19 protein-coding genes are annotated in these 25,767 nt (G+C 64.7%); 4 read left to right on the top strand and 15 right to left on the bottom strand.

What is annotated here, in order from left to right:
- On the bottom strand, positions 1-777 hold a 777-nt coding region (locus tag VLU25_05080), incomplete at its 3' end, for a hypothetical protein (protein HSR67294.1).
- A gap of 94 nt (positions 778-871) precedes the next feature.
- Between VLU25_05080 and VLU25_05085 the strand changes: the two genes are divergently transcribed.
- On the top strand, positions 872-2,017 hold the full coding sequence (locus VLU25_05085) for a 5-(carboxyamino)imidazole ribonucleotide synthase (protein HSR67295.1): 1,146 nt from the start codon (positions 872-874) through the stop codon (positions 2,015-2,017).
- 47 nt (positions 2,018-2,064) lie between these two features.
- The gene (gene purE, locus VLU25_05090) at positions 2,065-2,556 is read left to right on the top strand and encodes a 5-(carboxyamino)imidazole ribonucleotide mutase (protein ID HSR67296.1); all 492 of its coding nucleotides are present in this window, start codon (positions 2,065-2,067) and stop codon (positions 2,554-2,556) included.
- Between the two features lie 112 nt (positions 2,557-2,668).
- On the opposite strand, the gene VLU25_05095 is transcribed toward purE, so the two are convergent.
- The 3 genes from VLU25_05095 to VLU25_05105 are packed head-to-tail and all read right to left on the bottom strand — an operon-like array spanning position 2,669 to position 4,996.
- Complete coding sequence (locus VLU25_05095; protein ID HSR67297.1) at positions 2,669-3,769, bottom strand: nitronate monooxygenase; 1,101 nt, start codon at positions 3,767-3,769, stop codon at positions 2,669-2,671.
- Between the two features lie 14 nt (positions 3,770-3,783).
- Positions 3,784-4,242 carry a RidA family protein gene (locus VLU25_05100; GenBank protein HSR67298.1) on the bottom strand — a complete coding sequence of 153 codons (459 nt, stop codon included), beginning with the start codon at positions 4,240-4,242 and terminating at the stop codon, positions 3,784-3,786.
- A 28-nt stretch (positions 4,243-4,270) separates the two neighbouring features.
- Positions 4,271-4,996 carry an SDR family oxidoreductase gene (locus tag VLU25_05105; protein HSR67299.1) on the bottom strand — a complete coding sequence of 242 codons (726 nt, stop codon included), beginning with the start codon at positions 4,994-4,996 and terminating at the stop codon, positions 4,271-4,273.
- Between the two features lie 135 nt (positions 4,997-5,131).
- Here VLU25_05105 and VLU25_05110 point away from each other — a divergent pair, with 135 nt between their 5' ends.
- Positions 5,132-5,482, top strand: a complete 351-nt coding sequence (locus VLU25_05110) for a helix-turn-helix domain-containing protein (protein ID HSR67300.1) — start codon at positions 5,132-5,134, stop codon at positions 5,480-5,482.
- Here VLU25_05110 and VLU25_05115 read toward each other — a convergent pair whose 3' ends face one another.
- The 9 genes from VLU25_05115 to VLU25_05155 form a co-directional block, all read right to left on the bottom strand.
- The gene (locus tag VLU25_05115) at positions 5,483-8,149 is read right to left on the bottom strand and encodes a VWA domain-containing protein (GenBank protein HSR67301.1); all 2,667 of its coding nucleotides are present in this window, start codon (positions 8,147-8,149) and stop codon (positions 5,483-5,485) included.
- Positions 8,150-8,780: 631 nt separating this feature from the next.
- Entirely contained in the window at positions 8,781-9,239 is a 459-nt protein-coding gene (locus VLU25_05120) for a hypothetical protein (protein ID HSR67302.1), read from the bottom strand.
- 169 nt (positions 9,240-9,408) lie between these two features.
- Positions 9,409-11,826, bottom strand: coding sequence for an ABC transporter permease (locus tag VLU25_05125; protein HSR67303.1), 2,418 nt, complete (start codon positions 11,824-11,826; stop codon positions 9,409-9,411).
- A gap of 42 nt (positions 11,827-11,868) precedes the next feature.
- A complete protein-coding gene (locus tag VLU25_05130) occupies positions 11,869-14,613 on the bottom strand; it encodes an ADOP family duplicated permease (GenBank protein ID HSR67304.1) in 2,745 nt (914 codons plus the stop codon).
- A gap of 168 nt (positions 14,614-14,781) precedes the next feature.
- Positions 14,782-15,732 carry a hypothetical protein gene (locus VLU25_05135; GenBank protein ID HSR67305.1) on the bottom strand — a complete coding sequence of 317 codons (951 nt, stop codon included), beginning with the start codon at positions 15,730-15,732 and terminating at the stop codon, positions 14,782-14,784.
- Between the two features lie 284 nt (positions 15,733-16,016).
- The gene (locus VLU25_05140) at positions 16,017-17,237 is read right to left on the bottom strand and encodes a carboxypeptidase-like regulatory domain-containing protein (GenBank protein ID HSR67306.1); all 1,221 of its coding nucleotides are present in this window, start codon (positions 17,235-17,237) and stop codon (positions 16,017-16,019) included.
- A gap of 77 nt (positions 17,238-17,314) precedes the next feature.
- Positions 17,315-19,972 carry an ABC transporter permease gene (locus VLU25_05145; GenBank protein ID HSR67307.1) on the bottom strand — a complete coding sequence of 886 codons (2,658 nt, stop codon included), beginning with the start codon at positions 19,970-19,972 and terminating at the stop codon, positions 17,315-17,317.
- Entirely contained in the window at positions 19,969-20,304 is a 336-nt protein-coding gene (locus VLU25_05150) for a helix-turn-helix transcriptional regulator (protein ID HSR67308.1), read from the bottom strand. The genes VLU25_05145 and VLU25_05150 overlap by 4 nt, the downstream gene beginning before the upstream one ends.
- A 142-nt stretch (positions 20,305-20,446) precedes the next feature.
- Positions 20,447-21,520 (bottom strand): peptidoglycan-binding domain-containing protein, encoded by a 1,074-nt coding sequence (locus tag VLU25_05155; protein HSR67309.1) that lies wholly within the window; start codon positions 21,518-21,520, stop codon positions 20,447-20,449.
- A 112-nt stretch (positions 21,521-21,632) separates the two neighbouring features.
- On the opposite strand from VLU25_05155, the gene VLU25_05160 reads away from it, so the two are divergent.
- Positions 21,633-23,081 carry an MBL fold metallo-hydrolase gene (locus VLU25_05160; GenBank protein ID HSR67310.1) on the top strand — a complete coding sequence of 483 codons (1,449 nt, stop codon included), beginning with the start codon at positions 21,633-21,635 and terminating at the stop codon, positions 23,079-23,081.
- A 22-nt stretch (positions 23,082-23,103) separates the two neighbouring features.
- Here VLU25_05160 and VLU25_05165 read toward each other — a convergent pair whose 3' ends face one another.
- Both VLU25_05165 and dcd read right to left on the bottom strand, forming a co-directional pair.
- The gene (locus VLU25_05165; GenBank protein HSR67311.1) at positions 23,104-25,020 is read right to left on the bottom strand and encodes a family 16 glycosylhydrolase; all 1,917 of its coding nucleotides are present in this window, start codon (positions 25,018-25,020) and stop codon (positions 23,104-23,106) included.
- Positions 25,021-25,147: 127 nt separating this feature from the next.
- A complete protein-coding gene (dcd, locus tag VLU25_05170; protein ID HSR67312.1) occupies positions 25,148-25,711 on the bottom strand; it encodes a dCTP deaminase in 564 nt (187 codons plus the stop codon).
- Positions 25,712-25,767 lie beyond the last annotated feature (56 nt).

Below are 25,767 nucleotides of genomic sequence, written 5' to 3' on the forward strand. Positions count from 1 at the left end.
AAGACTGAGCTTGTCCAGCGATTGAGGAAAGCGTTGACTCACCAGTCCCATCAGCCAGGCTTCCCACTCTCCCGTCCACTGGTCTTCCAGCAGCTTGCGCCGGGCCAGGTGTTGCAGCCGGGGAGCGGGCAACTCGGCTACGGCCAGCAGAAACCAGAAGGCGTTGGGATGAAACTGGAGAGGCGTCAATTCGCCGGTCAGCAGCCGATTGTGCTTGAGATGGCGCAGGGACGCTTCCGCCGCCAGCCTTTGAAAGTGCGGATCCCGAAAGGCCGCTTGGCCTGCCAGTTCCCACAGCAGATCGGGCATGGCGCCTCCGGGACGCCCCCCCAACTCGTCCCACATCTTGCCCAGGATCTGTCGCCGCCATTCCTCTTCGCCGGCCTCGTGCCCAAGGGCCCAGCGCAAGGTCGTCAGGTAGGGTGCCGCCTGCACCTCCGGGGCGGGCGAGGGCTTCGATTGCTGAGTTTCGCGGCTGGCGCTGTTTCGCTTCAGCCTGAGCAGGCCCCTCAACCGTGTCCACCAGCCGCCCTTGCTCTTCTTCTCCTTCTCTCCCGTGCCTGCCTGTCCCAGGCTCTTCTCCAGCAGCCGAACTTGAATCTCCGACAGCCGCGGCCGCAGGACGTCCTCCTCTGCCTCCTTGCCTCCCTCTCGATCCGCCTCCGCTCCCCCCGCCAGCACCTGCCGCATCACCTGCATCGCCACCCCGCCCAACAGCCGCACTGCGTCCTCCAGCGGAAAGCGAGAAAAATCGACATCGCGCGGCGCCCGGCTCATGCCCTGAGTATACGTCTCGTCGAGGCTCCAGTCCGGCGATCAGGCCGGTGACCTTTGCCCGGCGGGCTGCTCCACCTATAATCGGCCCTGCAAAATGAAAGACTTCTACCGGGGTTTCAAGTTGGGGATTCTGGGCGGGGGACAACTGGGCAAGATGCTCATCCGGTCGGCCATGGACTTCAATATCGCCTGCACCGTCATGGACCCCGACCCCAAGGCTCCTTGCAGCCGCTTCGCCAACGAGTTCCAGGCCGGCGACCTGACCGACTTCGACCAGGTCGTCGAGTTCGGACGCCAGGCCGACCTGCTCACCATCGAGATCGAGAACGTCAACTGCGACGCGCTGGAGGCGCTGGAGAAAGAAGGACGGCTGGTGCGTCCGCAGTCGTCGGTCTTGCGCCTGATTCAGGACAAGGGCCTGCAAAAGCAGTTTTTTGAGGAGCACGGCATTCCCACCTCGGAGTTCGAGTTGGTGGAGGGACGCCACGACTTGTCCCGTCACGCCGGGCTGCTTCCCGCATTTCTCAAGCTGCGCCGGGCCGGTTACGACGGGCGCGGCGTGCAGCGTCTCAGCAACGCCGGAGACTTCGTCCAAGCTTTCCAGGCTCCCTCGGTGCTGGAACGGGAGGTCGACTTCCAAAAAGAGATTTCAGTCATCGTGGCCCGCAACCCCTCGGGAGATGTGCGTGCTTTTCCGGTGGTGGAGCTTGAATTCCATCCCGAGGAGCATTTGGTCGAGTTCCTCTTCTCGCCGGCCGAACTCGATGACGAGACGGCCCGCGAGGCCTCCCGCATCGCCTGCACCGTGGCCGAGAAGCTCGGGATCGAGGGACTTCTGGCGGTGGAGATGTTTCTCGACCGCCAGGGCAGGGTGCTGGTCAACGAACTGGCTCCCCGCAAGCACAACAGCGGACACCACACCATCGAAGCCAACCTCACTTCGCAGTTCGAACAGCACCTTCGCGCCATCTTCGACCTCCCGCTGGGCAGCACTCACGCCCTGGCACCGGCCGTCATGGTCAACCTGCTGGGCGCCCCCGGATACGACGGCGAGACGCGCTACCGGGGCATGCAGGAGGTGCTGCAGGTCGAGGGCTTGCACCTGCACCTTTACGGCAAGTTCTACACCCGCCCCTACCGCAAAATGGGCCACATCACCATCGTCGACCCTCAACTCTCCCGCGCCAAGGAAAAAGCCCGCTACGTCAAGCGAACTCTGAAGGTCGTGGCAGGAGGATAGATATCGTGAGCCAATCCAGCAGCAATTCGCCTTCGGTGGGAATCGTTATGGGCAGCCAGTCCGACCTGCGGGTCATGAAGGCGGCGGCCGAGACCCTGGCGGAATTCGATGTGCCGTACGAGTTGACCATCGTCTCGGCCCACCGCACTCCCGAACGCCTCATGCAATACGGAGGCACGGCTCGCGAGCGCGGGCTCAAGGCCCTCATCGCGGGGGCGGGAGGCGCAGCCCACCTTCCTGGAATGCTGGCCGCCGTCACCACCCTCCCCGTCATCGGCGTCCCCGTCAAGTCTTCCAACTCCATCGATGGATGGGACTCAGTCCTCAGCATCTTGCAGATGCCTTCCGGCGTCCCGGTGGCCACCGTGGCCCTCGACGCTTCCAAGAACGCTGCCCTGCTGGCCCTGCAGATCCTCTCCACCGGCGACGACTCTTTGGCCGCCAAGTTGGATGCCTACAAGTCCTCTCTCAAAGAGAAGGTCGACGAAATGATCTCCTCCACCCGCAACGCGGGCTTCCCCAATTCGTTCGACGAGTAACGGCAGGCACGCTGGTGAAGCCATTGAATGACATGCTTTTGGCATAGGCTATAGGATCTCCGGATTCCAAAGGAGATCCCCCGTGGAGAAGTTTGGTTCTGTCACGCGTTCGCTATTGACTCGACCTTTTGCCCGCCAGGGCGCTTTCGACCTCTGCGACCAGAGAGCCCATCAGTTCGGCGGCTTGCCGGTGGCGGAGGAGGGGGGCGGCTTGGCCGGACCAGAGGGAGATGAGGTCGCTGCGGCCCTGCTCGATGGCGGCCTGGCGCAGGGTGCCGGCCAGCCGGCCCTGCAGCGGATAGGGGGCAATGGGGGCAGAGGTCTCGGTCCACTCCTCATACAAGCGGTTGCGGATGCTGCGGGCCAGCCGGCCGCTGAAGACGCGCGTTAGAAGCGTGTGCCGCGCCTCAGGACTGAAGAGCATGCGCCGGTGCAGGGGAGGGGCGCCCGATTCCTCACAGGCCAGGAAGGCCGTACCCAGTTGAACGGCGGCGGCTCCACCAGTCAGTGCCGCCGCTGCGCCCGCCCCGTCGGCGATTCCGCCGGCTGCGATGACCGGCAGGCCGACTTTGGAGACGATCTGGCGCAGCAGCGGCAAGGTGCCGACCAGCGAGTCCTCGGCCTCGGCCATGAAGGAGGGTCGGTGACCGCCCGCCTCCAGGCCCGAGGCCACGATCATGTCGACCCCGGCTTCTTGCAGCGCCTCGGCCTCATCCAGCGTGGTGGCGGCCCCAACCGTCAGGATACCCTGGCGCCGGCACCGCTCCAGAATGCTCTCGGAGGGAATCCCGAAGACGAAGCTGAAGACGGCCGGACGGGCCTCGATGACGGCCGCCGCCTGTGCTTCGAAGTCCTGATAGGTGAGGGAGGGCGGCTGGGCCGGCCTCTGCAGGCCCAGTTCGCGGTAGTAGGGCTCCATCCAATCCATCCCCTCCTCCAGACGGTGAAGGGGATAGTCCTTGGCGGCCTCGTCGTGGTTGGAGACCCACAGGTTGAGTCCGAAGGGCCGGGAGGTGCTTTGGCGGATTTCGTCAGCGGCCCTGAGGATGTCCTCGGGGGAGAGATGAAAGACCCCCAACGATCCCAGACCGCCTGCATTGGATACGCTCGAGACCAGCAATGGAGTGGAGAATCCGCCGCCCATGGGTCCCTGTATGATCGGATAGGGGATGCCCAGCCTCTTGGTCAAGGCCGTCTCAGTCCATTTGCTCATCAACGCTTTCTCCATCAGTAGCCGGCTTCTCCTTCGCCGATGCCAAAAATGACTTCCAGCAGCACGGGCGCCCCCAAGGGCAGGTTTTCAACGCCGACCGCCAGGCGGGTATGCCCCGGCTCGCTGCCGAAAATATCGGCAAAGAGCCTGGAAGCCCCATCGGCGACAGCCGGGTGCTGGGTGAAGTCCGGCGCAGAGGCCACGGTGACTCCCACACGCACCACCGACCTGAGGAGAGTGGGCTCTCCCAGGTGATGGTTGGCAGTGGCCAGAGCGTTGAGGGCAGCGATCAACGCCGCCCCACGCCCCTGCTCGGTTGTCACATCCTGGCCGACCTTTCCGGTGATCGCGGGTTTGCCCTCGATAAGGGGGAGCATTCCGCTCAGGAAGAGCAGTTCTCCCGCCTGCACGGCGCCACTATAGCTGCCCAAGGGAGAGGGCGGCGGGGGCAACTTGAAACCGAGTTGCCTCAAGCGTCTAAGCCAGTTCCGGTGTGGAGTCTTACCAACGGCCTGCATGAGCGCCTCCGTCGACGTGAAGGACTTCTCCGGTGACGAAAGAAGCCTCGCTGAGGTAAAGGACCGCCCGGGAGATTTCCGAGACCTCTCCCAGACGCTGAATCGGGTGCAGCGTTTTCAGGAAGTCATGGTTGGCCGGGTCGTGCATGGGCGTGTCGATGATTCCCGCGCCGATGGCGTTGACGCGGATGCCTTGTGCGGCCAGTTCGATGGCCAGCGCGCGGGTGACGGCGTTGAGTCCCCCCTTGGTGAGGATGGGAAGCGCCGCAGGTACCGCCGCCAAGGGCTGCACGGCCAGGGTGGTTGAGATGTTGACGATGTGCCCCGACTTTTGGCTGATCATCTGAGCCACGGTCGGTTGGGTGACGTGGAAAAAGCCCGCCAGATTGGTGGCTAACAGGGTCTGGAAGTCGTCCTCGGAGTATTCGGTGAAAGGCTTGGGGATGAAGACGCCGGCGTTGTTGACCAGCAGGCCGACCGATCCGAACTGGCGCCTGGCCGTTTCGACCAATCGGGCTCCCGTCTCGGGCTGAGAGACGTCGCCGTCCATCAAAACCAGGTTTTCCGAAGGGGTCAGCTTTTTCGACCGGGAAATACGACGCGAGTTGGCCACCACCTGGTAGCCGCTCTGCAAGAGCGTCCTGGCGATTTCCAGTCCGATGCCGCTGGATGCCCCCGTCACGATGGCTGTTCTGTTATCTTGATGCATGTGCATTCGCTCCTTGTTGGCTGTGAGTATCATTCGCAAACGCAGCCTAGGATGTAGGCCCTTATGCGTTGGTTTCCACATTGCCGGTTGCCATTTGGTAACCGCCTGGAGAGCTTTTAGGGGAGAAGAATGCCGATGATCCGTCACCGAAAGAGCCTTGTGAAGCCGCCGCCTCCAAGCTGTCCGCTGGATGAATGCATGAGGCTTGTGGGGGGTACCTGGACTCCCAACATCATCTGGTATTTGCGCGAGAATCCGCGCCGCTTCATGGAACTCAAGGGCGACCTCAAGGGCATCTCGGCCAAGACGCTGACTGCCCGCCTGCGGCGCATGGAGAAGGACGGCGTCGTCAGCCGCCAGGAGCGGCCCACCTCCCCTCCCACGGTCTGGTACAGCCTGACCGATCTGGGCCGGAGGCTCCTCCCGGCCATCGAAGCCATCGCGGCCGTCGGCCTGGAGCTGAAGGGGCTCTCCTCGTCCGAGTAGCTACGCTCTCCAGCGCTGCAGGGCGATGGAGGTGGTGTAGAGGGCGGCGGCCAGCAGGGAGAGGTAGGGCCAGAGGGACACGGGAGGGGCTTCGCCGAGGGCGGATTGGAGGAGCGGGCGGTCGGATTCGCCCAAGAAGGTTCCGCCGCCGGCTTGGGCGATGGCCCGCAGGAGGGAACGGTTGGTTCCGTAGGAGTAGGCCTCGCGGGTCAGGGCCGTCGTGCTTTGTGCCGAGGCGGGGATGAGGATGGGGACGCGCTGGGGGCGCTGCAGGGCCTCGGGTCCCGATTCGCGGATGACCAGGGTGGCCTGGCGGGCCGGCCGTCCCGGCGGGTTGGGGATCACGCCCGTGAAGGTTCCCGGACCGGCCGGATCGGGCTGGAAGGGGACGGGCTGAGGGGGCTGGCCGGCGCTTCCATCCTCGGAAGCGTCGGGGCTGGACGAAGCGACTTCCAATTGCACCGAGAGGCGCTGGACGGCGGGGATAGCTCCCGACTCGGTGCTCAGCGAAAGAGTGGCGCGCAGGGCATCGCCTACGTCCTCGATCTCGAAGTGGTAGCGGTTGCGGGCGTTGTAGGCCACCACGCGTGAAATCCAAGCCCTGATCGCCTCCCGTCCCGAAGCATCATCCAGCCACAACGGTGGGAAGCCGCTTCCGAAGAAGCCCACGGTGCCCTCCCCGGCCGGACGGTAGGCCAGTACCGGATCGGCCAGCTTGGGACGCAAGGTGACGATCTGGGAGCCTTCGCGGCGCCGGCTGACGGCGTTGCCTTCGAGGGGCAGGCGCGGTGCGGGCAGGCCGTAGCTTTCGCCTTCCACCGTGAGGGGCGTGAAGCGTCCCGGCTCGAAGTAGCGGTCGCGTGGACGGTCGTCGAAGAAGGGGATGTCGATGGCGCCGGGATTGAATCCGGGACCCACCGGGAAGGGGTCGGCCAGATCGTGCAGCGGCGAGCCGGAGGGTACGCTGTTGCGTCCGATGGCGAAGACGGTGGCGCGGCAGTCGGGACGCGCCGATACCTTCTCGAATTCGCCGTCGGAGATGAAGATCAGCCCGCACTGCTCGATGGAGCGCTCTTGCAGCAGCTTGAGGGCCCGGTTGGGATCGGTGCCCCCCGAAGCGCGGATGGCGCTGACCATCTCCAGCGCGCGCTGCTTGGACTCGCCGTTCATGCGCAGGTTGCTGACCAGGTAGCGGGCGCCGCTGGTGAAGGTGATGAGATCGAGGCGGTCGACGTCGCGCAGCAGGTTGACGATGATGTGGGCGGCAATTTCCTTGGACTGGCGCAGCGGCCTGCCCCCCATCGATCCCGAGGCGTCGATGACGATGACCACGTGGCGCGGCGGCGGTTCCTGAGTGTGCGGCCGCGGACCCGGTTCCACCGGCAGCAGGGGGTCGAGGGGAGTGTTTTTGTAGCTCATGAGGACGCTCAGCGCCTCGGGCTTGGCCCCCTGGTGGTCGCCGTTGATGATCATCAGTCCCAGGCCCTGGCGGCGGACGGCCTGAGCCATCTCCTCCGCCACGCCGGGCGGAAAGCGCTCCCAGGTGACTCCGCTGAGCACCACGGCGTCGTAGCGGCTCCAGCCCCCGTCCTCGTCCTCGTCCCGCTTCAAGTCCTCGGGGCGGCGCTGGACGATCTGGAAGGCGCCTTCAGGAATCGCTCCGATCCAGCGCTGGTCGCCGCCCACCGCCAGCACCCGCAGCGGACGGGTCACGTGGGTGAAGAGCCGTCTTCGATGGGGAGGGCCGCCCTGGTTGCCTTGCAGCGAAAGTTCCGCGAATTGCAGTCCGTAGCCCTGAAAAGAGAGCGGTTGGCGCAGCCGCACCCAGCCTTCCGTCTCGATGGCGATCTCCTGGGCCAGGCTGCGTCCGAAGCGGTGTCCCTGCTCGAATCCGGGATTGAGGCGGATCTCCAGGCGGCCTTCCACGGGGCCGGGACGAAAGTGGCGGAGCACGCCCCGCAGGTAGGTGCGGACGCCGGCCTCCACCCGCGGCGGCAAGTCGGCGGCCGAGATGGCGAAATCAGGAGCGGCGCTTTCCACGGCCAGTACCTGGACGGGAACGCCCTGCCGGGCCAGGTCGCGGGCGGCGGCCAAGGCGTCTCCGCGGGTCTGGTTGCCGTCGCTGACCAGCACCACGGCCCCGGCGCGTCCGCTGGAGGCGATGCGTCCGCCGGCGGCCCGCAGGCCCGATTCGATATCGCTCTCCATCCCCACGGCGAAGTCGGACTGAGTGATCTGGGCCACGGCCCTTTCCAGGTCGCCTAACTCGATCTCTTCGGCGGCCGTCGCCGCGTTTTCGCGAAAGGTGAGCAGGTCGGCCCGAGCCCAAGTCCGCAGTTGGGCGGGCAACCGTCCGATCGCTTCCCCCAGGGCCTGCGAGGTGCGGGTTCGCACCGCCTCCCATCCGCCTTCGGCCCGCAGCACGCTGTCCGACACGTCCAGCGCCGCCACCAGCCGCAGCCCCTCGCCCCGCTCCTCAAGCAGCAACGGATTGAGCGCCGCCAGCCCCCAGCAGAAGGTTGCCGCCGCTGTCAGCCCCAGCGTCCAGCTCCGCCAGCCGTCTGCTCCCTTGCGCCAGGCGCTCCACCCCAACGTCCCCAGCACCGCAGCCAGCAACGCTGCAGCCAGATGAGTCCAGGGAAAAAGCGGCTCAAAAACCAGGTTCATGCTCTTGGGACTACTTTAGCAGAGGGATTGCCGCCCAGGAGGGGCCTGGGGAGCGGGCTGGCAGCGTTGTCAGGATCGCCGCAGGGATGCGCCTCCCACCAGCCGTGCATCCGCCTGCCTTTTCCAGCCTCGCGGGCGCTGGGCCGCAGCCGCCTGAATGCAACAAGAAGAGCGAGCACACAAGCCTGTTGTGGGGCATCCCTGCCACGATCAGCACTCTTTTGCGGGCCGGCTGAAGCAGCCGTGGCTGGCTGCTGGGCATCCCTTGAATGCGGCCAGCCACTCCGCTGCCGCTGGAAAAGCAGGCTGACCCAAGGCTGGTGGGAGGCGCATGCCTGCGGCGATCAGCACTCTCTTGCGGGCCGGCTGAGCAGCCATGGCTGGCTGCGGGGCATCCCTTGAATGCGGCCAGCCACTCCGATGCCGCTGGAAAAGCAGGCTGACCCAAGGCTGGTGGGAGGCGCATCCCTGCGGCGATCAGCACTCTTTTGCGGGCCGGCTGAGCAGCCATGGATGGCTGTTGGGCATCCCTTGAATGCGGCCAGCCACTCCGATGCTGCTGGAAAAGCAGGCTGACCCAAGGCTGGTGGGAGGCGCATCCCTGCGGCGATCCTGAAGGTGCCTGTCGGGACTAGGCCGTTTCCGGAATGCGCCGTCCTCCCAGGAGGACTCCCGCTGCGCCCACGAAGGGAATGAGGAAGTTGTACCAGGCGGGCTGGACGGCTTCCGAAGCAGCCTCGAATGCGCTCATTTCGGCAGTCGAAACCTCGCTGACGGCTTCCTGTCCGCTAGGGTCGTCGACCGCCAAGTGCAGGACGGCGAAGACCAGTCCCAGTGCCAACACCAAGCAAGCCAGCGCTTTGACCGGGGCGGATCTGCGCCCGATGAAAGCGGCTGTGCAGCCTCCGGCCAGGGCGGCGATAAAGCTGAGCGGAAGATTGACCGCGATCCAGCCCAAGGTGACCTTGGAGGTCCCCGGCTGAAAGGCGAAGCTCGGGCCCACCACCATCCAAGCTATGGTGAGTAGAACGAAGACCAGCAGGGCCATGACGATGTACCCAACCACGACGGCGATGATCGTTCGCAGCATGTGAAGCTCCTTTTTGGGGATGAACGGCTCCTACCATAAACTTTTTTTCCCGCGCGTCAAGATGCTTGGGCGCTTGCTCCGGCGGTGGAGTTCCCGGCGGCACGGCGTGCCCTGCATTTCGAGCACATGGGTGCTGACGGCCGAGTGCGACGACTGAAGGCCAGGGTTTTCATTCCGAACGCAGGGCCTGCATGGGATCGATGCGGGTGGCGCGGTAGGCCGGGATGAGGCAAGCGGCCACGGCCACCGCCAGCAGCGTCGCCGCCACCGCACCGTAGGTGACAGGGTCGGTGGGGCTGACGCCGTAGAGCTGATTGGCGATGAGCCGCGAGAGTCCCAGTGCCGCCAGCGTACCGATCACCACCCCTCCCAAGGCCAAGCGCAGTCCTTCTCCCAGCACCAGCCGCTGAATGTCGGCCCGGCGGGCTCCCAGAGCGCCGCGGATAGCGATCTCCTGGAAGCGCTGGGTGACCGAGGCCGAAAGGACGGCGTAGATTCCGGCGGCGCCCAAGAGCAGAGCCAGCAGCGCGAATCCGCCCAGCAGCAGGGAGGCCACCTGAGGACGCCAATAGAGGTCTTCGATGCGCTGGTCCAGGGTTTGAATGCCGTAGACGTTGCCGCTGTCGGTAGAGTCCCAGATCATGCGTTCGGCGTCGCGGGCCACGGCCATGGGATCGCCCTGGGGAACGCGCAGCACCAGGTTGAGCGGCGTCATGGGCGTCTGGGCCAGTGGGGTGTAGAAGGCGGGCTGGGGACGCGGATCGAGTCCCCGCGAGCGGACGTTGGCGGCCACACCCACTACCTGCATGGGCTGTCCTCCCTGGGGCGTAATCAAGGCTCCCATGGGATCGCGGCCTTGGAAGAAGCGTTCCACCAAGGCTTGGTTGACCACCGTGACCGGCTGGGTGTCGGCGCGGTCAAAGGATCCAAGCGTGCGCCCCCGCAGGACGGGAATGCCCATGGTTTCGAAGTAGTCTGCGGCCACCACCCGGCGGATGGCCAAGGGCTCGAACCCTTCCTCGGCGGACTGTCCCGAGATCTGGAAGCTCCGCACGATGAAGGGTGCCAGGGGAGGCAGCGTGTTGGAGGCGCTGACGTGGCTGACACCCGGCAAGGTCTTGAGCTGCTCGATCAACTGTTCGAAGTGGGGCACCTGCTGGGCGGCTGTTTGCAGTCCTTCGCCGCGGGCCGAGTGGCGCAGTGTCAGCAACCGCTCGGCATCGTAGCCGGGATGCAGTCCGGTCAGCCGTCCGAAGGTCTGCAGCATGAGGGCGGCGCCCGCCAGAAGCATCAGCGATAGGGCCACCTGTCCCACCACCAGTACGCGCTGGGCCCGCGATTGGCGTCCGCCGACGGAGCCGCGGGCGCCTTCCTTGAGCGATTCGCTGAGGTTGAGGCGGCTGGCCTGGAAGGCTGGAAGAAGTCCGAAGGCGATGCCGGTGGCCAGCGATACCAGCAGGGTGAAGAGCAGCACGCTGGAATCCAGGCTGACCTTTTCCAGGAAGGGCACCCCCGCACTCTGGGGAATCAAGCGCGTCAGCGGACCCAAACAGTTCCAGGCCAGCAGCAGTCCGGCAGCCCCGCCCGCCCCTGCCAGCACCAGGCTTTCCGTCAGCAGTTGGCGGATGATGCGGGTGCGGCGGGCGCCCAGAGCGGTGCGCAGGGCGATCTCGCGCGAACGTCCCCGGGCCCGCGTCAGCACCATTCCCGCCACGTTGGCGCATGCGATCAGCAACACCGCCGCCACCGCCGCCAGCAACAGCGTGAAGGTCTGGCGGAAGTCGCCCACCACGTCATCGGTGATGGCTTCAACATTGACCGACCAGTCCTCGTTGGTCCGAGGATGCTCCAGCGCAAGGTTGGCGGCGATGGCCTTCATGGCCGACTCGGCTTCCTCGAGGCTGCGTCCGGGCGCCAGTCTTCCCACCACGGCCAAATCGCGCGTGCGGCGGTCGTCTTCGCGGCCGGCCAGCGACAGCGGAGTCCACAGTCCAGGCTGGGTGGCGAAGATGTGGGCGGCGTAGAAGTCCTGAGGAGTGATGCCGATGACGGTGTACATCTCTCCGTCCAGCTCGACGTCGCTGCCCAGCAACGACTCGTCGCCTCCGAAAGCGGCCTGCCAGAGCGGGTAGCTGACCATGACGACTCTGGCCGGGCCCTCTTCGTCGTCGGGCTGGAAGTCGCGTCCGCGGGCCGGCTGCACGCCCAGCAGGTCGAAGTAGTTGTGGGTCACCTCGTGGACCAGCGGCACGATGGGGTCTTCGCGTTCGGTCAGGCGCAGCGAGGAATTGCGCAAGGCGGCCAAGTCGCTGAAAACGTCCTGGCTCTCTTTCCAGTCCAGGAAGTCGCCGCTGGTGGCTGCCACCCGGTCGACTCCGTTGCGGGCCGAGCCGTCGGCCCACAGGAATGCCAGACTCTCGGGTTCTCGGTAGGAAAGGCTGTCGATCAGCACGCCGTTGACGATGCTGAAAACCGCCGTATTAGCCCCGATCCCCAACGCGATGACCAGCACCGCCGTCAGCGTAAAGACCCAATTCTTCCAAAGCACCCGCAGCGCGAAACGTACGTCTTGTGTGAGATTTCCCATGCCTCTTCCACGCCGGATTGCCCTCCCCGGTTCCCCTAAGCCTCAGTCCACCCGCAGGGCGCAGGTGGGGTTGAGGGAGGCGGCGCGGCGGGCGGGGAAGGCGGCGGCGGCCAGGGCGATGAGCAGGAGGATGAGGGCGCTGGCGGCCAGGGTGAGCGGGTCGGTTGGGACGACTTGGAAGAGCAGCGTGGAGAGGTAGCCGCCCAGGGCCAGCGAGGCGGCCGTTCCGGCGGCGATGCCCACAACCGCCAGGGCCAGGGCGCGGCGGACAACCATGCGGAAGACCTCATCGGTGCGGGCTCCCAGTGCCATGCGCAGGCCGATTTCGCGGGTGCGGCGGTGGACCATGTAGGCGATCACCGAATAGACTCCCATCGATCCCAGGCACAGTCCCAGCAGGGCGAACATGGCCAGCAGCAGCGAGTAGAAGCGGGGCTGGGCCAAGGAGGAGGCGACGCGCTCCTGCATGGAGGCCAGTTGAGACAGGGGCAGGTCGGGATCGAGCGTCCGCAGGGCCTGGCGCAGCGACGGCGTCAGCGCCGAGGCCGAAAGCGGCGAGCGGACGGTGATGAACATGAATCCGGTATCGTCGGGCTGTTGTGTGAGGGGGAAATAAACTTGCTCGCGTCCCTCCACGTCGAGTCCGCGGTGCTTGACGTGGCGCACCACGCCCACGATGGTGCGCCAGGGGCGCTCGGTCTGCAGTCCGCCGCGGTGGAGGCGGCGTCCCAGGACGCTTTGGCCCGGCCACAGGCGTTGCGCCAGGCGGTCGTCGATGAGGGCCACCGGGGCGCTGTCGGACTGGTCCCGCGAGTCGAAAAGGCGCCCCTCCACCAGTTCGATGCCCATAGCCGCGAAATAGCCGGGAGTGGCGTGGCGGCGGGCCAGTTCGTACTTGACCGGCCCCGGCTCGCTGGCGGGGTCTTCGATGGTGACGCCTCCGCTCATGTTGGTGTGGGAGAAGGGCAGGCGCGAGACGGCGCCGACCGAGTCCACGCCCGGAACAGCGGCGAAGGCTTGCTCCAGGCGCTCAAAGAAAGCCACCTGTTGCCGGCGCTCGGGGTACTTGGCCGAGGGCAGCGAGATGGCCAGGGTGAGGACGTCCCGGCCCTGGAATCCCGAGTCCACGGCCTGCAAGTGGAGCAGGCTGCGCAGCATCAGTCCGCAGCCCACCGTGAGCATCAGGGCCAGGGCCACCTGGGCGGCCACCAGTCCCTGACGCAGACGCATCTCGCCCCGGCGCCGGCCGCCGCTGCGGGCGTCCCCGGCCAGGTTGCGGGCCAAGCGCTTGAGAGAGATCTGCAGCAGCGGCGCCAGCCCGAAGACCAGGGCGGCGGCCAGCGAGACGGCGGCCGCGAAGAGCAGGACGCGCGTGTCGATGGCCAGCTCGTCCAGACGGGGGATGGAGGAAGGCCCCAGGCGGCGTATGGCGTCCACCCCCAGGTGGGCCAGTCCGATGGCGGCGATCCCTCCGGGCAGGGCCAGCAAAAGGGCTTCGGCCAGGAACTGGCGGGCCAGGCGCAGCCGTCCTGCGCCCAGAGCCATGCGGATGGCCACCTCGCTGCGGCGGGCGGCGGCCCGCGCCAGTTGCAAAGTCGCCAGGTTGACGCACACCAGCAACAGCAGGAATCCCACCGCGCCCTGCAAAGCCAGCAGGGAGAAGCGCGACTGCCCGGCGATTTGCTCGTCCAGCGGCTCGACGGCGATGCCGTAGCCTTTGTCGTGGTAGTCCTCGATGAAGTCGACGGCCAGTTGGTTGGCCACCCCGTCCATGTCGGACTGGGCCGCCGCGGGCGTGACGCCGGACTTGAGGCGTCCGATGGCCAGCAGGAAGCGGGAGTCGCGCTCCAGCCGCTCGAAGGGGAAGGGAAAAGGCAGGTAGACGTCCTGAGGCTGCAGCAGGGGGATGTCGGGGTTGCGGACGGAGAAACGGGCCGGCAGCACGCCCACCACCTCGTAGGCGCGTCCGTCGAGCTGGATGGTCTGACCCACCACCTCGGCGGAGGCGGCGAAGACGCTGCTCCACAGTCCGTGGCTGAGCAGGGCCGCGGGCGGGGCCTCGGGAGCCAGATCGGCGGGCTGCAAGGTGCGTCCATGGAGCGCCTCCACGCCCAGCGTGGAGAAGAAGTTCCCGCTCACATATGCCGCCCCCAGGCGCAGAGGATCTCCCCGTCCGGTCAGCGACTGGTAATCGAGGGTGCCCGCCGCCAGACTCTCCAGCGATTGATTGCGCCGGCTCAAGTCGACGTATTCCGGCCCCGAGAGATGGGAGAATCCCGGCCCGGTTGAAGCCAGCAGGTTCCACACTGCCACCAGGCGGCCCGGCTGGCGATAGGGCAGCGGATTGATCAGCACTGCGCTGACGGCGCTGAAGATGGCCGTGTTGGCGCCGATACCCAGCGCCAACGTCAGCAGGGCCGTCAGCGCGAAGGAGGGATGCCGTACCAGGGAACGAAAGGCGGTGCGGATGTCTTGGCGGATGCTTTCCATCGTCGATGCTCCTCGGGGACCTTGAGGGGACAAGCGAGTTCTGAATGAAGAACTCATGCCGGCGCCGCCGGAATTGCTCTTCTCGTCGTTTTCGACTTCGAAGAGCACATGGAAATCGGTTTCCAGCCCGCGCAGCAGTTTGCGCCGCGTCGAAGGACTGGGATAAGGCCGTTTGCCATTGACCAGCAGCGAAAGATGCCCCTTGCTCAAGCCCATCTTGAGTCCCCAGTGATTGAGGCTCAAATTGCGCTTTTCCAGCTCCCTGGCGAGCTGTTGATGCTTGAGGCGGACTTTCATAATTTCGACCCTATCCATTGCGGCACGTTGGTCGCGCATCCGTCAAGAAGTGGGACGAAAAAGTGGTGACGAGTGTTTACTGGATGGCCTTGGCAGGGCCGGGACGCGGCTCCAGGCATCAGTTCAAGCCCTGGCCCGAGCCGCGCCCCGTAGAGTGAGCCGGCCGGGTCAGTGCTTGTAGCGGCCCTTGGGATAGAAGCGCCAGAAGTAGTTCAAAGCGCGGTCTTGTTTGACGCGTTGAGTTACGGTCTTCTTGATGTTCGTGTGCTGGTTGCAGATGTTCCACTCTTTGACGTACTCGGAGGGTACGAACTCCAGCCGCCAAATAGGAATCTTGGTTCCCCTGGGAGCCCCGAAGACAGTTACCCAGGGATCGGTGACGACGATGATCCTCTCAAAGTGCAAGCGGATCATCAGCCCTTTGGTTTCCTTGAAGATGACGGTGCACTCGCCCGGTGCCAGGGCTTCAGTGAGGACGACGTCTTCATCCCACCCGAAAGTCCAGGGCGGGACGAATCCGCTGCGCAGCTTGACCGAGTAGGAGGGACGGATAATGCGCACCGGCGGAAATGTACGGTCGGCACGGGCCTCTTCCTTTTCCTGGCCGTCTCCGGGGAAGGCCGCGAACTCGTGACCCGTCTCCTCGTCGAGAACGGGCCTGAGCTGGTCACAGGGCTGCTGGTCGATGCGGTCGCCTTCTCCGCATTGCTCGGTGATGCGGGAGACGGCCTCGGCGACCTCGTTCATCTCCTCGACGAAGATCTTGAGATCGAAGGCCCGAGCCTGCTGCTCGGCGCAGCTTCCTTCCTCTGAGTATCGCCGCAGAGCCTCTGCGAAGTTTCGCTCGTTCTGGCTGATGGCGCGGTCGGCCTCGATGGAAGCCTCCGAGCCCTTGGAACGCAAAGGACGCAGGCCGCCATAGAGGATCTGCAATCCCAGGTCGATGGCAGCCCGGGCTGTCTCGCAGGACTTGGACTGCTCCAGAAGAGAGATGGCTTGGTCAATTCTCTCCTGCATGTTGCTGCGCTCCTGAGCCATGACGGGCAGGGCCGTCAGAGCCACGGCGAGCACCGCCGCGGCTGCAAGAACGCTCAGGCTTGATCGGTTGTTTGCCAACATGGGTGCCTCCTTTGGGCAAAAGTGTCCGCGCAAAATCCGCGGAGATTGGAGGCGACGAGTCGAGCGAGTGTGAAGCTGATTGTTACTCAAAGAGGATTACATGGAACAAGCAGGCGCATGCGAAACGATGGTGAATGCGTGGCGCTTCCAAACTGGCGGCGGATGGCCTGAGGTCCGATGCCTCTTCAGCCTCTTGGCGGACTTTATGTCTATTAGTTAGTTAAACGTATCACAGTTCGCATTCGCCTCATAGAGAACTTCCTGCGGAGGCCGGGGCCCCATTCTCAATCGTCGATGAGCAGGGATTCCACTTCCAGCGAGTCTGAATCGGCATCCAGATAGATCAGCCAGGGACCGACCGGAAAGGCGACCAGCAGGCGTGGAGGTTCGTCTGGGAACGGTTCGCGCTGCTCCCGGTGAAGGGAAAACATTCCCAGGCGGGCCTCCAGGAAAGGGCGCAGGGTGTCCAGGTGCTGGGGTTGGAAAGCGCCCAGGGCTTCCAGGTCATCTCGTCCCGCGGCGACCTTGTCCAAGAGGTAATGAAGGTGTTGCGACGCTCCCTCCACCGGCGGGTCGGTGAGCAGATCGATGGCAGGCAAGTCCTCCATCTGTCTCCAGATGGACACGACATAGATATCGATGGCGGCGGCGATGAAGAGAGGCTGCTCATCTTCCGTCAGATCACGAAGCTGCAGATAGCTGTGCGAGGCGGCTTGGGCGGCCCAGTTCTGCAGGTAGGGAGCCAGGCGCTGGGGTCCGCCGGGCAGGTCGAGCGCAACCTCATAGAACTTGCGCGAACGGGCCAGGTCCTGCAGCCACTCGGACTGGCTGGAGTAGGCTTCGATTCCCTTGCCCAGACTGCGTGTGAGTACCCGGCTGCCTTCTTGCGTACGCAGGACCGCAAAAGGAAGGAATCCTGAGGCCTGCTCCAAGGACAGCAGCGTCACAGCCAGATCTCGCGGCCCCCCGGCTCTCTCGGGCAGGTGCTGCACGACCACCTCGCTGGAGGGACCGATTTCCAGCCTTAGCCTCAAAGGGGCCATCGGCGTGCCCTGCGGTTCGAACTCGATGAGGGCTTGCTTGAAGCCGGAGAAGGCGGCCGAGATCTGGTAGGGGCCCGGTGGCAAGGGCGGAAAGGAGAACCGTCCTGAGTCGCCGCTGATGGTTGTGTGCAGCAGCTCGCCCTGCTGGGACAGGCAGCGGACCGTGGCCCCGGGGATGATGCCTCCGGTCGCCTCCTGGACGAGGCCTTCAATAGTAATGGAATCGGGCGTTGGGAGACTACGGTGCAGGCTGTGGTGGTCAGGAACCACGATGGGTCCCGCGAGGAGACCGATCCGAGGTTGCCCCGGCTGCCGGCAGTGTCCGCGATTCTGGCGTTCGCCGCAGTAATCCCATAGCGCCTGATGGGCTTCCCTAAGCAGGGCTGGCTTGTTCAGGACGTCTGAATCCTGAGGTGCCCAACCCCATCCGCCCAGCAACAAAAGCGACAACAGAGCCTTCATGGCGGTCCTCCTCTCCGTACAGGCTTTGTTCCCTACTCGAAGAGGAGCAAGCCTCATGCCAAGGCCTGAAGGCCGTCCTACACGTCGCGCAGGACTTGCAGGGGGTCGGTGCGGGAAGCGCGCCGTGCAGGGAGGTAGCAGGCGGCCGCCGAAACAAGCAGCAGAAAGATTGAGAGAGAGGCCAACAACAGGGGGTCGTGGGGATCGGTTTGGAAGAGGTGGCCTTCCAGCAGGCGGGACAGGCCCAAGGCCGCGGCCAGTCCCAGTACCACGCCCGCCAGAGCGGTCCTGAGCCCTTGGCTCACGACTCGGCGTTTGAGGTGGGAAGGGCTGGCCCCGAGGGCCATGCGGATACTCAGTTCGGGAAGGCGGCGGGCCACCCCGTCGGAGAACACTCCGTAAATGCCGACGGCTCCAAGGAGCAAGGCCAGCAGCGCAAAAGAACCTAACAGACCCAGCATGAGGCTTCGGTCCCGCATCGACCCCTGGATCTTTTCCTCCAAGGGAGCCAGGTGGGATACCGGCACTTGGGGATCAAGCTGGCGCAAGGTATCGCGGATGGCGGGGATGGCCCCCTCGAGTGGGCCCGACGCAAGGGCTACGGCGTGCATCCCGCGCAGGCTCCTTTGTCCCAGCGGACGATACATTTCGGGAAGCGGAGGCTGGTCCAACCCATGATGGCGGACGTTCCCCACCACCCCCACGACCGTCACCCATACGTCGCCTTCCTGGCCGCTGCGGATGCGCTTGCCCAGAGCCGATTCGCCAGGCCAGAGGGTCTGGGCCAGGGCGTGGTTGATGACCGTCACCGGTGTGGCGCCCTGCTGGATGTCGCGCGGGTCGAAAGTCCGTCCCTGCAGCAGCGGGATGCGCATGGCCCTGAAGTAGCCCGAGTCGGCGATCTGCCAGTCGGTCATGGGCTGTTCTTGAAGATCGGAGAAGGTCCGTCCCTCGATCTCCAAGCGGCTGCCCCAATTGTATCCGGTAAAGGGGGTGAGGTGGACGAGTCCGGCTTCCTCGACCTGGGGCAGATTGCGCACTTCCTCCATGGCCCTCTGGAAGAAACGGACCACCTCCTCCTGTTCGGGGTAGCGGTTGCGGGGTACCGAAAGTTCCATTCGGATCACGCCTTGGGCGCCGAATCCCGGATCGACGCTGGTCAGGCGGTGCAGGGTCTGCACCATCAGTCCGGCTCCCACCACCAGAACAAGCCCCAAAGCCGTCTCGGCCACCACCAGGAGGCGGCTGAGGCGTTCTTGGCCGAGGTCGGCGGTCAGCGTGCGTCCGGCGCCAAGGGCTGAGAAATGGCGACGGCGGCTCAAGCGCAAGGCGGGGGCAAGTCCGAAGAGCAGTCCAGCGGCCAGGGAGACTGCCAGGGTGAAGAGCAGCACCTGGTGATCAAGCGCAATTTCGGCCACTCGGGGCGTTTCAGCGGGCAGAAAGCGGCGCAGTCCGTTGACGGCGAAGTAGGCTACGGCCAGTCCCAGCGCTCCTCCGCTCACCGCCAGCAGGACGTTCTCCACCAGCAATTGGCGCAAAAGTCTCAGGCGTCCGGCGCCCAGGGCCCGGCGCAGCGTGATCTCGCGCTGCCGCGCCGAAGCGCGCGAAAGCTGGAGGTTGGCGACGTTGGCACAGGCGATCAGCAAGACGAAGCCGGCCGCCGCCCAAAGCGCATTCAGCAGAGGACGCGCCTGAGCCGATTGGTAGGCACTCAGAGGAGTCACCGTCGTCGTCCAGTCGACGACCTCCTGGGGCGAGTCGACCACTTCGGCCAGCATCCCCATCTCCAAGGCCTCTATCTCCTGGCGGACGGCTTGCGGTCCGGTCTCGGAGCGGCGCAAACCCAGCACGTCGAGGTAGCGGTAGCGCCGGTAGTCTCCCTGCTCCTGGAAGGGCCGCAGAGGAAACCAGGCTTGGACGCCAGGGTTGGGAATCTCGAAGGAATCGGGCAGGACTCCCACGATGGTGGCGGGAGAGCCGTCCAAGAGGACCTCGCGGCCGATCACCGACGAGTCGGCAGCGAAACGGGTCCGCCACAATTGTGAGCTGATGACCACAGGCCGTTCCTCATGACGCTCCAGTTCCTGAGCCGAGGGCAGCCGGCCCAGGAGGGCGGGCTGGCCGAGCACTTCAAAGAAGTCTCCATAGACCGCCGCGGCGCGCAGCAGGACGGCGTCGTCGTCTCCCGAAAGGCTCACCGTCCAGCCCGAGTAGCAGCCCGCCTTCTCCAGAGTGGCGGCTTTGTCGAGGACCTGGCGGCACTCCCTGAAGGAGACCGAAGAGTCCTCGCCCCGCATTCCCAACATGAGCGTCCGCTCGGCGTTGGGGTAAGGCGAAGGCTTGAGCATGACGGCATAGACGACGGAGTAGATGGCGCTGTTGGCGCCGATGCCCAAGGCCAGCGTCAATAGCGCCAAGAAGCTCACAACGGGACGCCTTGCAAGCTTGCGGAATGCGATGCGGAAGTCTTGACCGAAAGCGTTCATGAAAGAATCTCCTCGTCTCTTGGGGAGTCTCCCTGGCGAGGAGAACTTGCCGAGCAGAGAATGGAATAAGACCGACGACGCCTGGCGCAGGCACCAGAGATGGCGGGCCGGCCAGCTCAGCCGCAACTCTAAGAGCTCTTCTTCAAAATCTCCCAGCACCTCGCTGGAAAGGCGGGCGGGAAGGTGCCGGGAAAGCAGGGCTTCCGTCCAGCCGGGAACCTGAGGACGCCGGTCGGAGCGAGCGTTCATGAAGACGGCTCCAGCTCTTCCTCGAATCCCTCCCACATGCTGAGCAGCGCCTGGCGTTGCGTCCGCAAGGCCTTGAGGGCCGCCGGACATAGCCGGTAGTAGCGGCGGGGACGTCCCATGCGCTGCTGCGAAGAGTCGGCCAGGCGAGATTGCAGGTAGCCCTTCTTCTCCAGCCGTTCCAGCGTGACGTAGAGGGCGCCCCGCGAGCTGCTGCGTCCCGTCTGACGGCGGATCTCGGCGCCGATGCTGACGCCGTATGCGTCCTCGCCGCAGCGCAGCACCGCCAGCAGCACCAGTTGCTCGAATTCGCCGATGAACTCCGCCTTGGCCATGATGCTTACATTGTAGGCAAAGTCGGCGGGCCGGTCAATGTTTTTTTCCTCTTTGGGGTCTTTTGGGTGCGTACCGGTGTGGGAACCGCTGTCGTCCTTGGCCGGCCATCCCGTTACAAGGAGAAAAAGGCGCGGCTCGACTTCACGCGTCCGCTTTGGGAATTCCGCGCAAGAAGGCCTCGGCATAGGCGTTCTTCATATGGCCGATGGTCCACTTGGAGGACCAGTAGCGGATCTCGGAGACGCCATCGGCGGACACGGCCTGGAGAGCGCTAGACATCGAGTCCTGGGCGCTGTGGCCGGGATAGCGGTCCTGAAAATAAGCCGCCAGTCCGCAGGCCACGGCGGGGCCGGAGACGCTGCGGGCCCTCTCGATAGCCAGCCGCTGCATGTTTCCGGGCGCCAGTTGCTCTCCCCAATGAGTAGCGTCGTCGTCGGCCCGGAAGACGCTGTAGGCCTGGGGCAACAGGACGTCCATATGAGGTGAAAGGGCGGCCGAGGAAGTGAATTCGGAATGAAAGGGATAGGTGGTCAGTTCCAAGCGTCCGCCGGGGGGCAGCAGGGCTCGGAGCTCTCCTGCCAGCGCCTGCCCGGCTTCTTGCATTGAAGCGAAGCCTTCCAGGAAACGGCTTCTCCAATTCCCTTCGGCATCGAGTTCCAGGGCTTCGGCGCCGGTGGCATCCAGCAACTCTGCCAGGGCCGGTCTCATCTCTCCGATCTGGCTCGCCGAGGGCCGCGGCCAAGCCGTCAGGATCAGTTCGATGTTCCGCTGCCGCAACAGCTCGGCGGCCCGGACAAGTTGGCCGCTTGACCACAGAGGCTTCCAGGGCGGATCGCTGGTCCGGGTGTTGGAGGCGTTGACCATGATGGCCGCCGAAGTGGCGCCGATCTCTTGCAGCGCATCGGCGAAGCCTGCCTCGAGCACCCGGCTGGGCGGATCATCGATCCACAGGCCGACGCGAAAGATGCCGTGCTCTTCCTCGGCGCCGGCCTGCTTGATACGGGGCCAGGTGTTTCCAGCATCGTTGCGCCAGACTTTGCCGTCCGGGGGAATGTCGTGGTCCTTTTGCCACCGCCAGATCGCCTTGACCGTCAGGGATCCCCAGAGTCCGTCCGCCTCCGAACCCACGGTTCGCTGAATGAACTCGACTTCCTCTGTGCTGAAGCCCTGCCTTCGGTTGTAGGAGATCGCCTGACTGATTTGCTCGTCGGTCATCTTCTTCAATCCTGACACATTCGAATGTCCACCGCTAAAGTTTTTCCCGCCAACGCTTCATTTTCAGCACTACTTGTTGCTAAGCTGTGAGAGAAGATTTGGGAGAGAAAAAATGCTTTTCAGGCAAATCAAAGACGCCAAGCTGGCCCAGTACGCATATCTGATCGGATGCCAAGCCACGGGCGAGGCCATCGTGATCGATCCTGAGCGCGATATCGACCGCTATTTACAGGTCGCCGAGGCCGAGGATCTGAACATCGCCGCGGTGGCCGAAACCCATATCCATGCCGACTTTCTGTCCGGCGCCCGGGAGCTCGCTCATCGCTTGGGCGCAAGGCTTTACCTCTCCGACGAGGGAGGCGAGGAGTGGCGCTATGAGTGGGTCAAGTTGGGCGACCGTGACGCCGTCCTGCTCAAAGACGGAGACACCTTCCGGATCGGCAAGATCGAATTCAAAGCGCTGCATACTCCGGGGCATACGCCCGAGCATCTTTCCTTCGTGGTGACCGACCGTGGAGGCGGTGCCGGGGAGCCCATGGGCATCGCCACCGGCGATTTCGTTTTCGTGGGGGACATGGGCCGTCCCGATCTGCTGGAGACGGCGGCCAAAGTGGAGGGAGCGATGAAGCCGTCGGCCCTCCGGCTCTACAATTCGGCCCGGCGCTTTCTGGAATTGCCCGAGTTCCTCCAGATCTGGCCGGCTCACGGTGCGGGGTCGGCCTGCGGCAAGGCCCTGGGAGCCGTTCCCATGACCACGGCCGGCTACGAGATGCGCTTCAGTCCGGCCTTCGAGAAGGCCAGGGAAGGCGAGGACGCCTTTGTCGACTTCATCCTCGAGGGTCAGCCCGAACCTCCTCTTTATTTCGCCCGCATGAAGCGCGACAACAAGAACGGCGTTCCTCTGCTGAGCGATCTTCCCCGCCCCCGGAGCCTGACGGCCAGAGAACTTGGAAAGGTGGCGAAGCGCAAGGACGCCCTGATCGTGGACGCCCGCACCAGCCGTTCCGATTTTATGGCCCGCCATATCCCCGGCAGCCTCTATGCGCCGCTGAGGATCTTCAATACCGCCGTAGGCTCGGTCGTCGAAGACGAGACGACGCCCCTTTACCTGATTATCGACGAAGACCGGCTGGAAGAAGCCGTACGCGACCTGGTGCGCATCGGCTACGACAATCTGCCCGGATTCGCCGACCCCTCCACCTTGGAACGCTATTTTCAGGGCGGAGGCCAAGCCGACGCAATCGAGGAGGTCGACATCAGTGCCCTACAGGAGTTGCGTCTGCGGGCAGACTCGCTGGTGCTGGACGTCAGAACCGGCGCCGAATTCGCGGCCGGGCACGTGCCATCCGCGCACAACGCCTCTTACACGCGCCTGCCCGAGTATCGAAAGGACATCCCCGCCGACAGGACGCTGCTCGTCCACTGCGCGACCGGCGCCCGGGCTTCGGTGGCGGCGTCTTACCTGGCCCGCCTGGAACACCGCGTCATTTACGTCAACGGTCGCTTCGAAAGTTATCGGGAGAAGACCACAGACCAGCAGGACCGGACCGTGTCGGCTTGAGCCCAAAGCGCGTCCCGCGGCGCTACTGACAGGTGACCTGGTTGGCCGAGGGGTCGTAGCTGAGGGTGGCGTGGCTCAGGTTGTCGACGCAGACGTTGACCGTCACCTTCCCGCCGGCAGTGGACTGGGTCTGCAAGACCGCTTCTCCGTTGGCGTCGGTGACGGCGTTGGCGGTCTCGCTGAAGGTCCCGCTGAAGGTCCCGGTCACGTTCACGTCGGCCACCGGATCGCCGTTATTGTCGCGGACGGTGACCGTAGCCGTGCCGAACTTCTGTCCCATTCCGGCTCCCTGCGTGCCGGTGGCGATGTTCTCCACGTGTACGCTTGCGGCCGGATCCTGGCCTCCGCCCCCCATTCCGTAGAGGTCGAAATTGTCCCAGTAGTAGGTGTCGCTGCTGGAGTTGCCGGAATCGAAGAGGATAATGATGGAGTCGACCTGAGTGTCGGCCACATTGCCGTCCAGGCGGGCGTCCAGCCGGAAGCGCAAGCGCTGCCAGCCGCTGCCGGGCCCGGTGTTGGCTGAGTAGCGGGAATGACGTCCGGCGGGGAAGTTCTCCGGCGTGGCCAGTGAGGAATCCTCAAGCTGCAGGAAGATCAGCGTTCCCGCCGGGGCTGTTGTCAGCACGTCCAAGAAGAAGGCCTCTTGCCCGCTCACCAAAAGTCCCGCGTCGGTTAAATCCGCGGTCTGCATGGCGATCACGTCGAAAGGCACCGGCTCCCTGACGTACTGGGCCACCACGGCGCTGCTGTTGACCGAATCCGGAGAGGGATTGGGCGCGGAAGGGTCGAAAGAGCCTTCCACGAAGGTATAGGTCACGTTGCGGTTGGACTCGAAGTCGTCGAAGACGAACTGGGGCGTCAGCGTGGGCTCCACGAAGACCGGCAGGCTCAGGTCGGCGGTGCCGCAACTGTTGTCGACGCTGACCTCGACCGCGCCGCTGCCGTTGTCGGCGAAATCGACGGTGATGCTGGAGGTTCCCTGACCCGAGACCAGGGTGGCTCCGGCGGGCACCGTCCAGGCGTAGCTGCCGCCCGTGCCGTTCTCGTCGATGACGCTGTAGCTTACGCCTGAGGCGGCGGGTCCTACGATGTGGGGCCCCGACAGGGAGGGCTGCCCCCGGTCGTAGACTCTGACGTAATCGACCAGCATGCTGCGGGGGAAGATGCTGTCATCGGGCGTTCCTCCCAGGGTTCCCCCCACCGCCACGTTGACAAGAAAGTGGTAGGCATAGTTCTCGAAGGGCCAACTGTGCCCTCCCAGATCGGCGGGCGTCCTGACTGAGTAAAGCAGGTCGTCCACATACCAGCGGATCTCCAAGGGGTCCCACTCGATGGCGAAAACGTGGAAGTCGTCCGACCACTTTCCCGGCTGCTTAAGGATGCTGGCCCCGGTGAAGGAGTTGTCGGGGAAGGGATCGCCGAAATGAATGGTGCCGCTGGCGAACATCGAGGCCTGACCCGTGGATTCCATGATGTCGATCTCGCCGCTGCTGGGCCATCCCACGTCGGGATCGGTGGGAAGCATCCAGAAGGCCGGCCACAACCCCTGTCCCTCGGGAAGCTTGATGCGGGCCTCGAAGCGTCCGTTGGTCCATTCGCCGCCGCCGGGCCGGTTGGCGGTGCGCAGGCGCGCCGAGGTGTAGCGGCTGCCCCGCATCCGCTCCATTTTGGCGGTGATGGTGAGGATGCCGTCTGCCACGGTGGCGTTCTCGGCCTTGTACCACTGCAGCTCGCCGTTTCCCCATCCGCACAGCCCGATGTTGCAGCCGTCCCCTTCCTGAAACTCCCACTTGCCCGTGTCTACCGCGGTCCCATCGAACTCATCGCTGAAAACCAGATTCTGACAGGGTTGTCCCCAGGCGCTGGATGTACTCGAAACCATCAGCAAAACCGCAAAAAGGCAGTGCCACATTCGACTGCGTCCGTTAATCCGTTGCATGTTCTACCTCCCGTGGATGGTGGTTGTTAGCCAATTAATTAAGAGTCTTAATTAATTCGATATCTTTAAAATAGCAGCGCAACTTGAAGTCGGCAAGGAAATAATGTTGCCCAGAGGAGTAATGCTGCTATGGCTCTTCCATGCGGGGTAGGGTGATGCCGGTCTGGCCCTGGTACTTTCCGCCTTTGTCGCGGTAGGTGGTGTGAGGACGGTTGCCGCGGAAGAAGAGCACTTGGGCGATGCCTTCGTTGGCGTAGATCTTGGCAGGAAGGGAAGTGGCGTTGCTGACTTCGATGGTGACGTGACCTTCCCAGCCCGGCTCCAGCGGAGTCACGTTGACGATGATTCCTGAACGGGCGTAGGTGCTTTTGCCCAGAACCACGCACAGCACCTCGTCGGGGATCTTGAAGTATTCCAGCGAGCGTCCCAGCGCGTAAGAGTTGGGCGGGATGAGGATGTGGTCGTCGACCGCGTATTCCACCATGGCCCGCTCGTCGATGTCCTTGGGGTCGACCACGCTATTCCAGGCGTTGGGAGTGAAGACGCGGAACTCGCCGGCGATGCGCATGTCGTAGCCGAAGGAACTGACCCCGTAGCTGATGGCGCCGCCCCGCACCTGTCCGTCCTGGAAGGGCTCGATCATTTGCTCCTCGAGGGCCAGCTTGCGAATCTCATGGTCGGCTAGAATCATGGCATCTCCTCGTCAATAGCCGCAGAGTGTAATGCAAGCCGCCCATCGGAGCAAGG

This window comes from Acidobacteriota bacterium (genome assembly GCA_035471785.1).
Classification (GTDB): Bacteria; Acidobacteriota; UBA6911; order RPQK01; family DATIPO01; genus JANQFM01.

Bases quoted from the DNA above. Each gene is read 5' to 3' on its own strand.
- VLU25_05165 (HSR67311.1), bottom strand. From the start codon at position 25,020: ATGCAACGGATTAACGGACGCAGTCGAATGTGGCACTGCCTTTTTGCG.
- VLU25_05135 (HSR67305.1), bottom strand. From the start codon at position 15,732: ATGTTGGCAAACAACCGATCAAGCCTGAGCGTTCTTGCAGCCGCGGCG.
- VLU25_05155 (HSR67309.1), bottom strand. From the start codon at position 21,520: ATGACCGACGAGCAAATCAGTCAGGCGATCTCCTACAACCGAAGGCAG.
- VLU25_05105 (HSR67299.1), bottom strand. From the start codon at position 4,996: ATGCATCAAGATAACAGAACAGCCATCGTGACGGGGGCATCCAGCGGC.
- VLU25_05145 (HSR67307.1), bottom strand. From the start codon at position 19,972: ATGAACGCTCGCTCCGACCGGCGTCCTCAGGTTCCCGGCTGGACGGAA.
- purE (HSR67296.1), top strand. From the start codon at position 2,065: ATGGGCAGCCAGTCCGACCTGCGGGTCATGAAGGCGGCGGCCGAGACC.
- VLU25_05140 (HSR67306.1), bottom strand. From the start codon at position 17,237: ATGAAGGCTCTGTTGTCGCTTTTGTTGCTGGGCGGATGGGGTTGGGCA.
- VLU25_05085 (HSR67295.1), top strand. From the start codon at position 872: ATGAAAGACTTCTACCGGGGTTTCAAGTTGGGGATTCTGGGCGGGGGA.
- dcd (HSR67312.1), bottom strand. From the start codon at position 25,711: ATGATTCTAGCCGACCATGAGATTCGCAAGCTGGCCCTCGAGGAGCAA.
- VLU25_05110 (HSR67300.1), top strand. From the start codon at position 5,132: ATGATCCGTCACCGAAAGAGCCTTGTGAAGCCGCCGCCTCCAAGCTGT.
- VLU25_05120 (HSR67302.1), bottom strand. From the start codon at position 9,239: ATGCTGCGAACGATCATCGCCGTCGTGGTTGGGTACATCGTCATGGCC.
- VLU25_05125 (HSR67303.1), bottom strand. From the start codon at position 11,826: ATGGGAAATCTCACACAAGACGTACGTTTCGCGCTGCGGGTGCTTTGG.
- VLU25_05095 (HSR67297.1), bottom strand. From the start codon at position 3,769: ATGAGCAAATGGACTGAGACGGCCTTGACCAAGAGGCTGGGCATCCCC.
- VLU25_05150 (HSR67308.1), bottom strand. From the start codon at position 20,304: ATGGCCAAGGCGGAGTTCATCGGCGAATTCGAGCAACTGGTGCTGCTG.
- VLU25_05115 (HSR67301.1), bottom strand. From the start codon at position 8,149: ATGAACCTGGTTTTTGAGCCGCTTTTTCCCTGGACTCATCTGGCTGCA.
- VLU25_05160 (HSR67310.1), top strand. From the start codon at position 21,633: ATGCTTTTCAGGCAAATCAAAGACGCCAAGCTGGCCCAGTACGCATAT.
- VLU25_05130 (HSR67304.1), bottom strand. From the start codon at position 14,613: ATGAAAGTCCGCCTCAAGCATCAACAGCTCGCCAGGGAGCTGGAAAAG.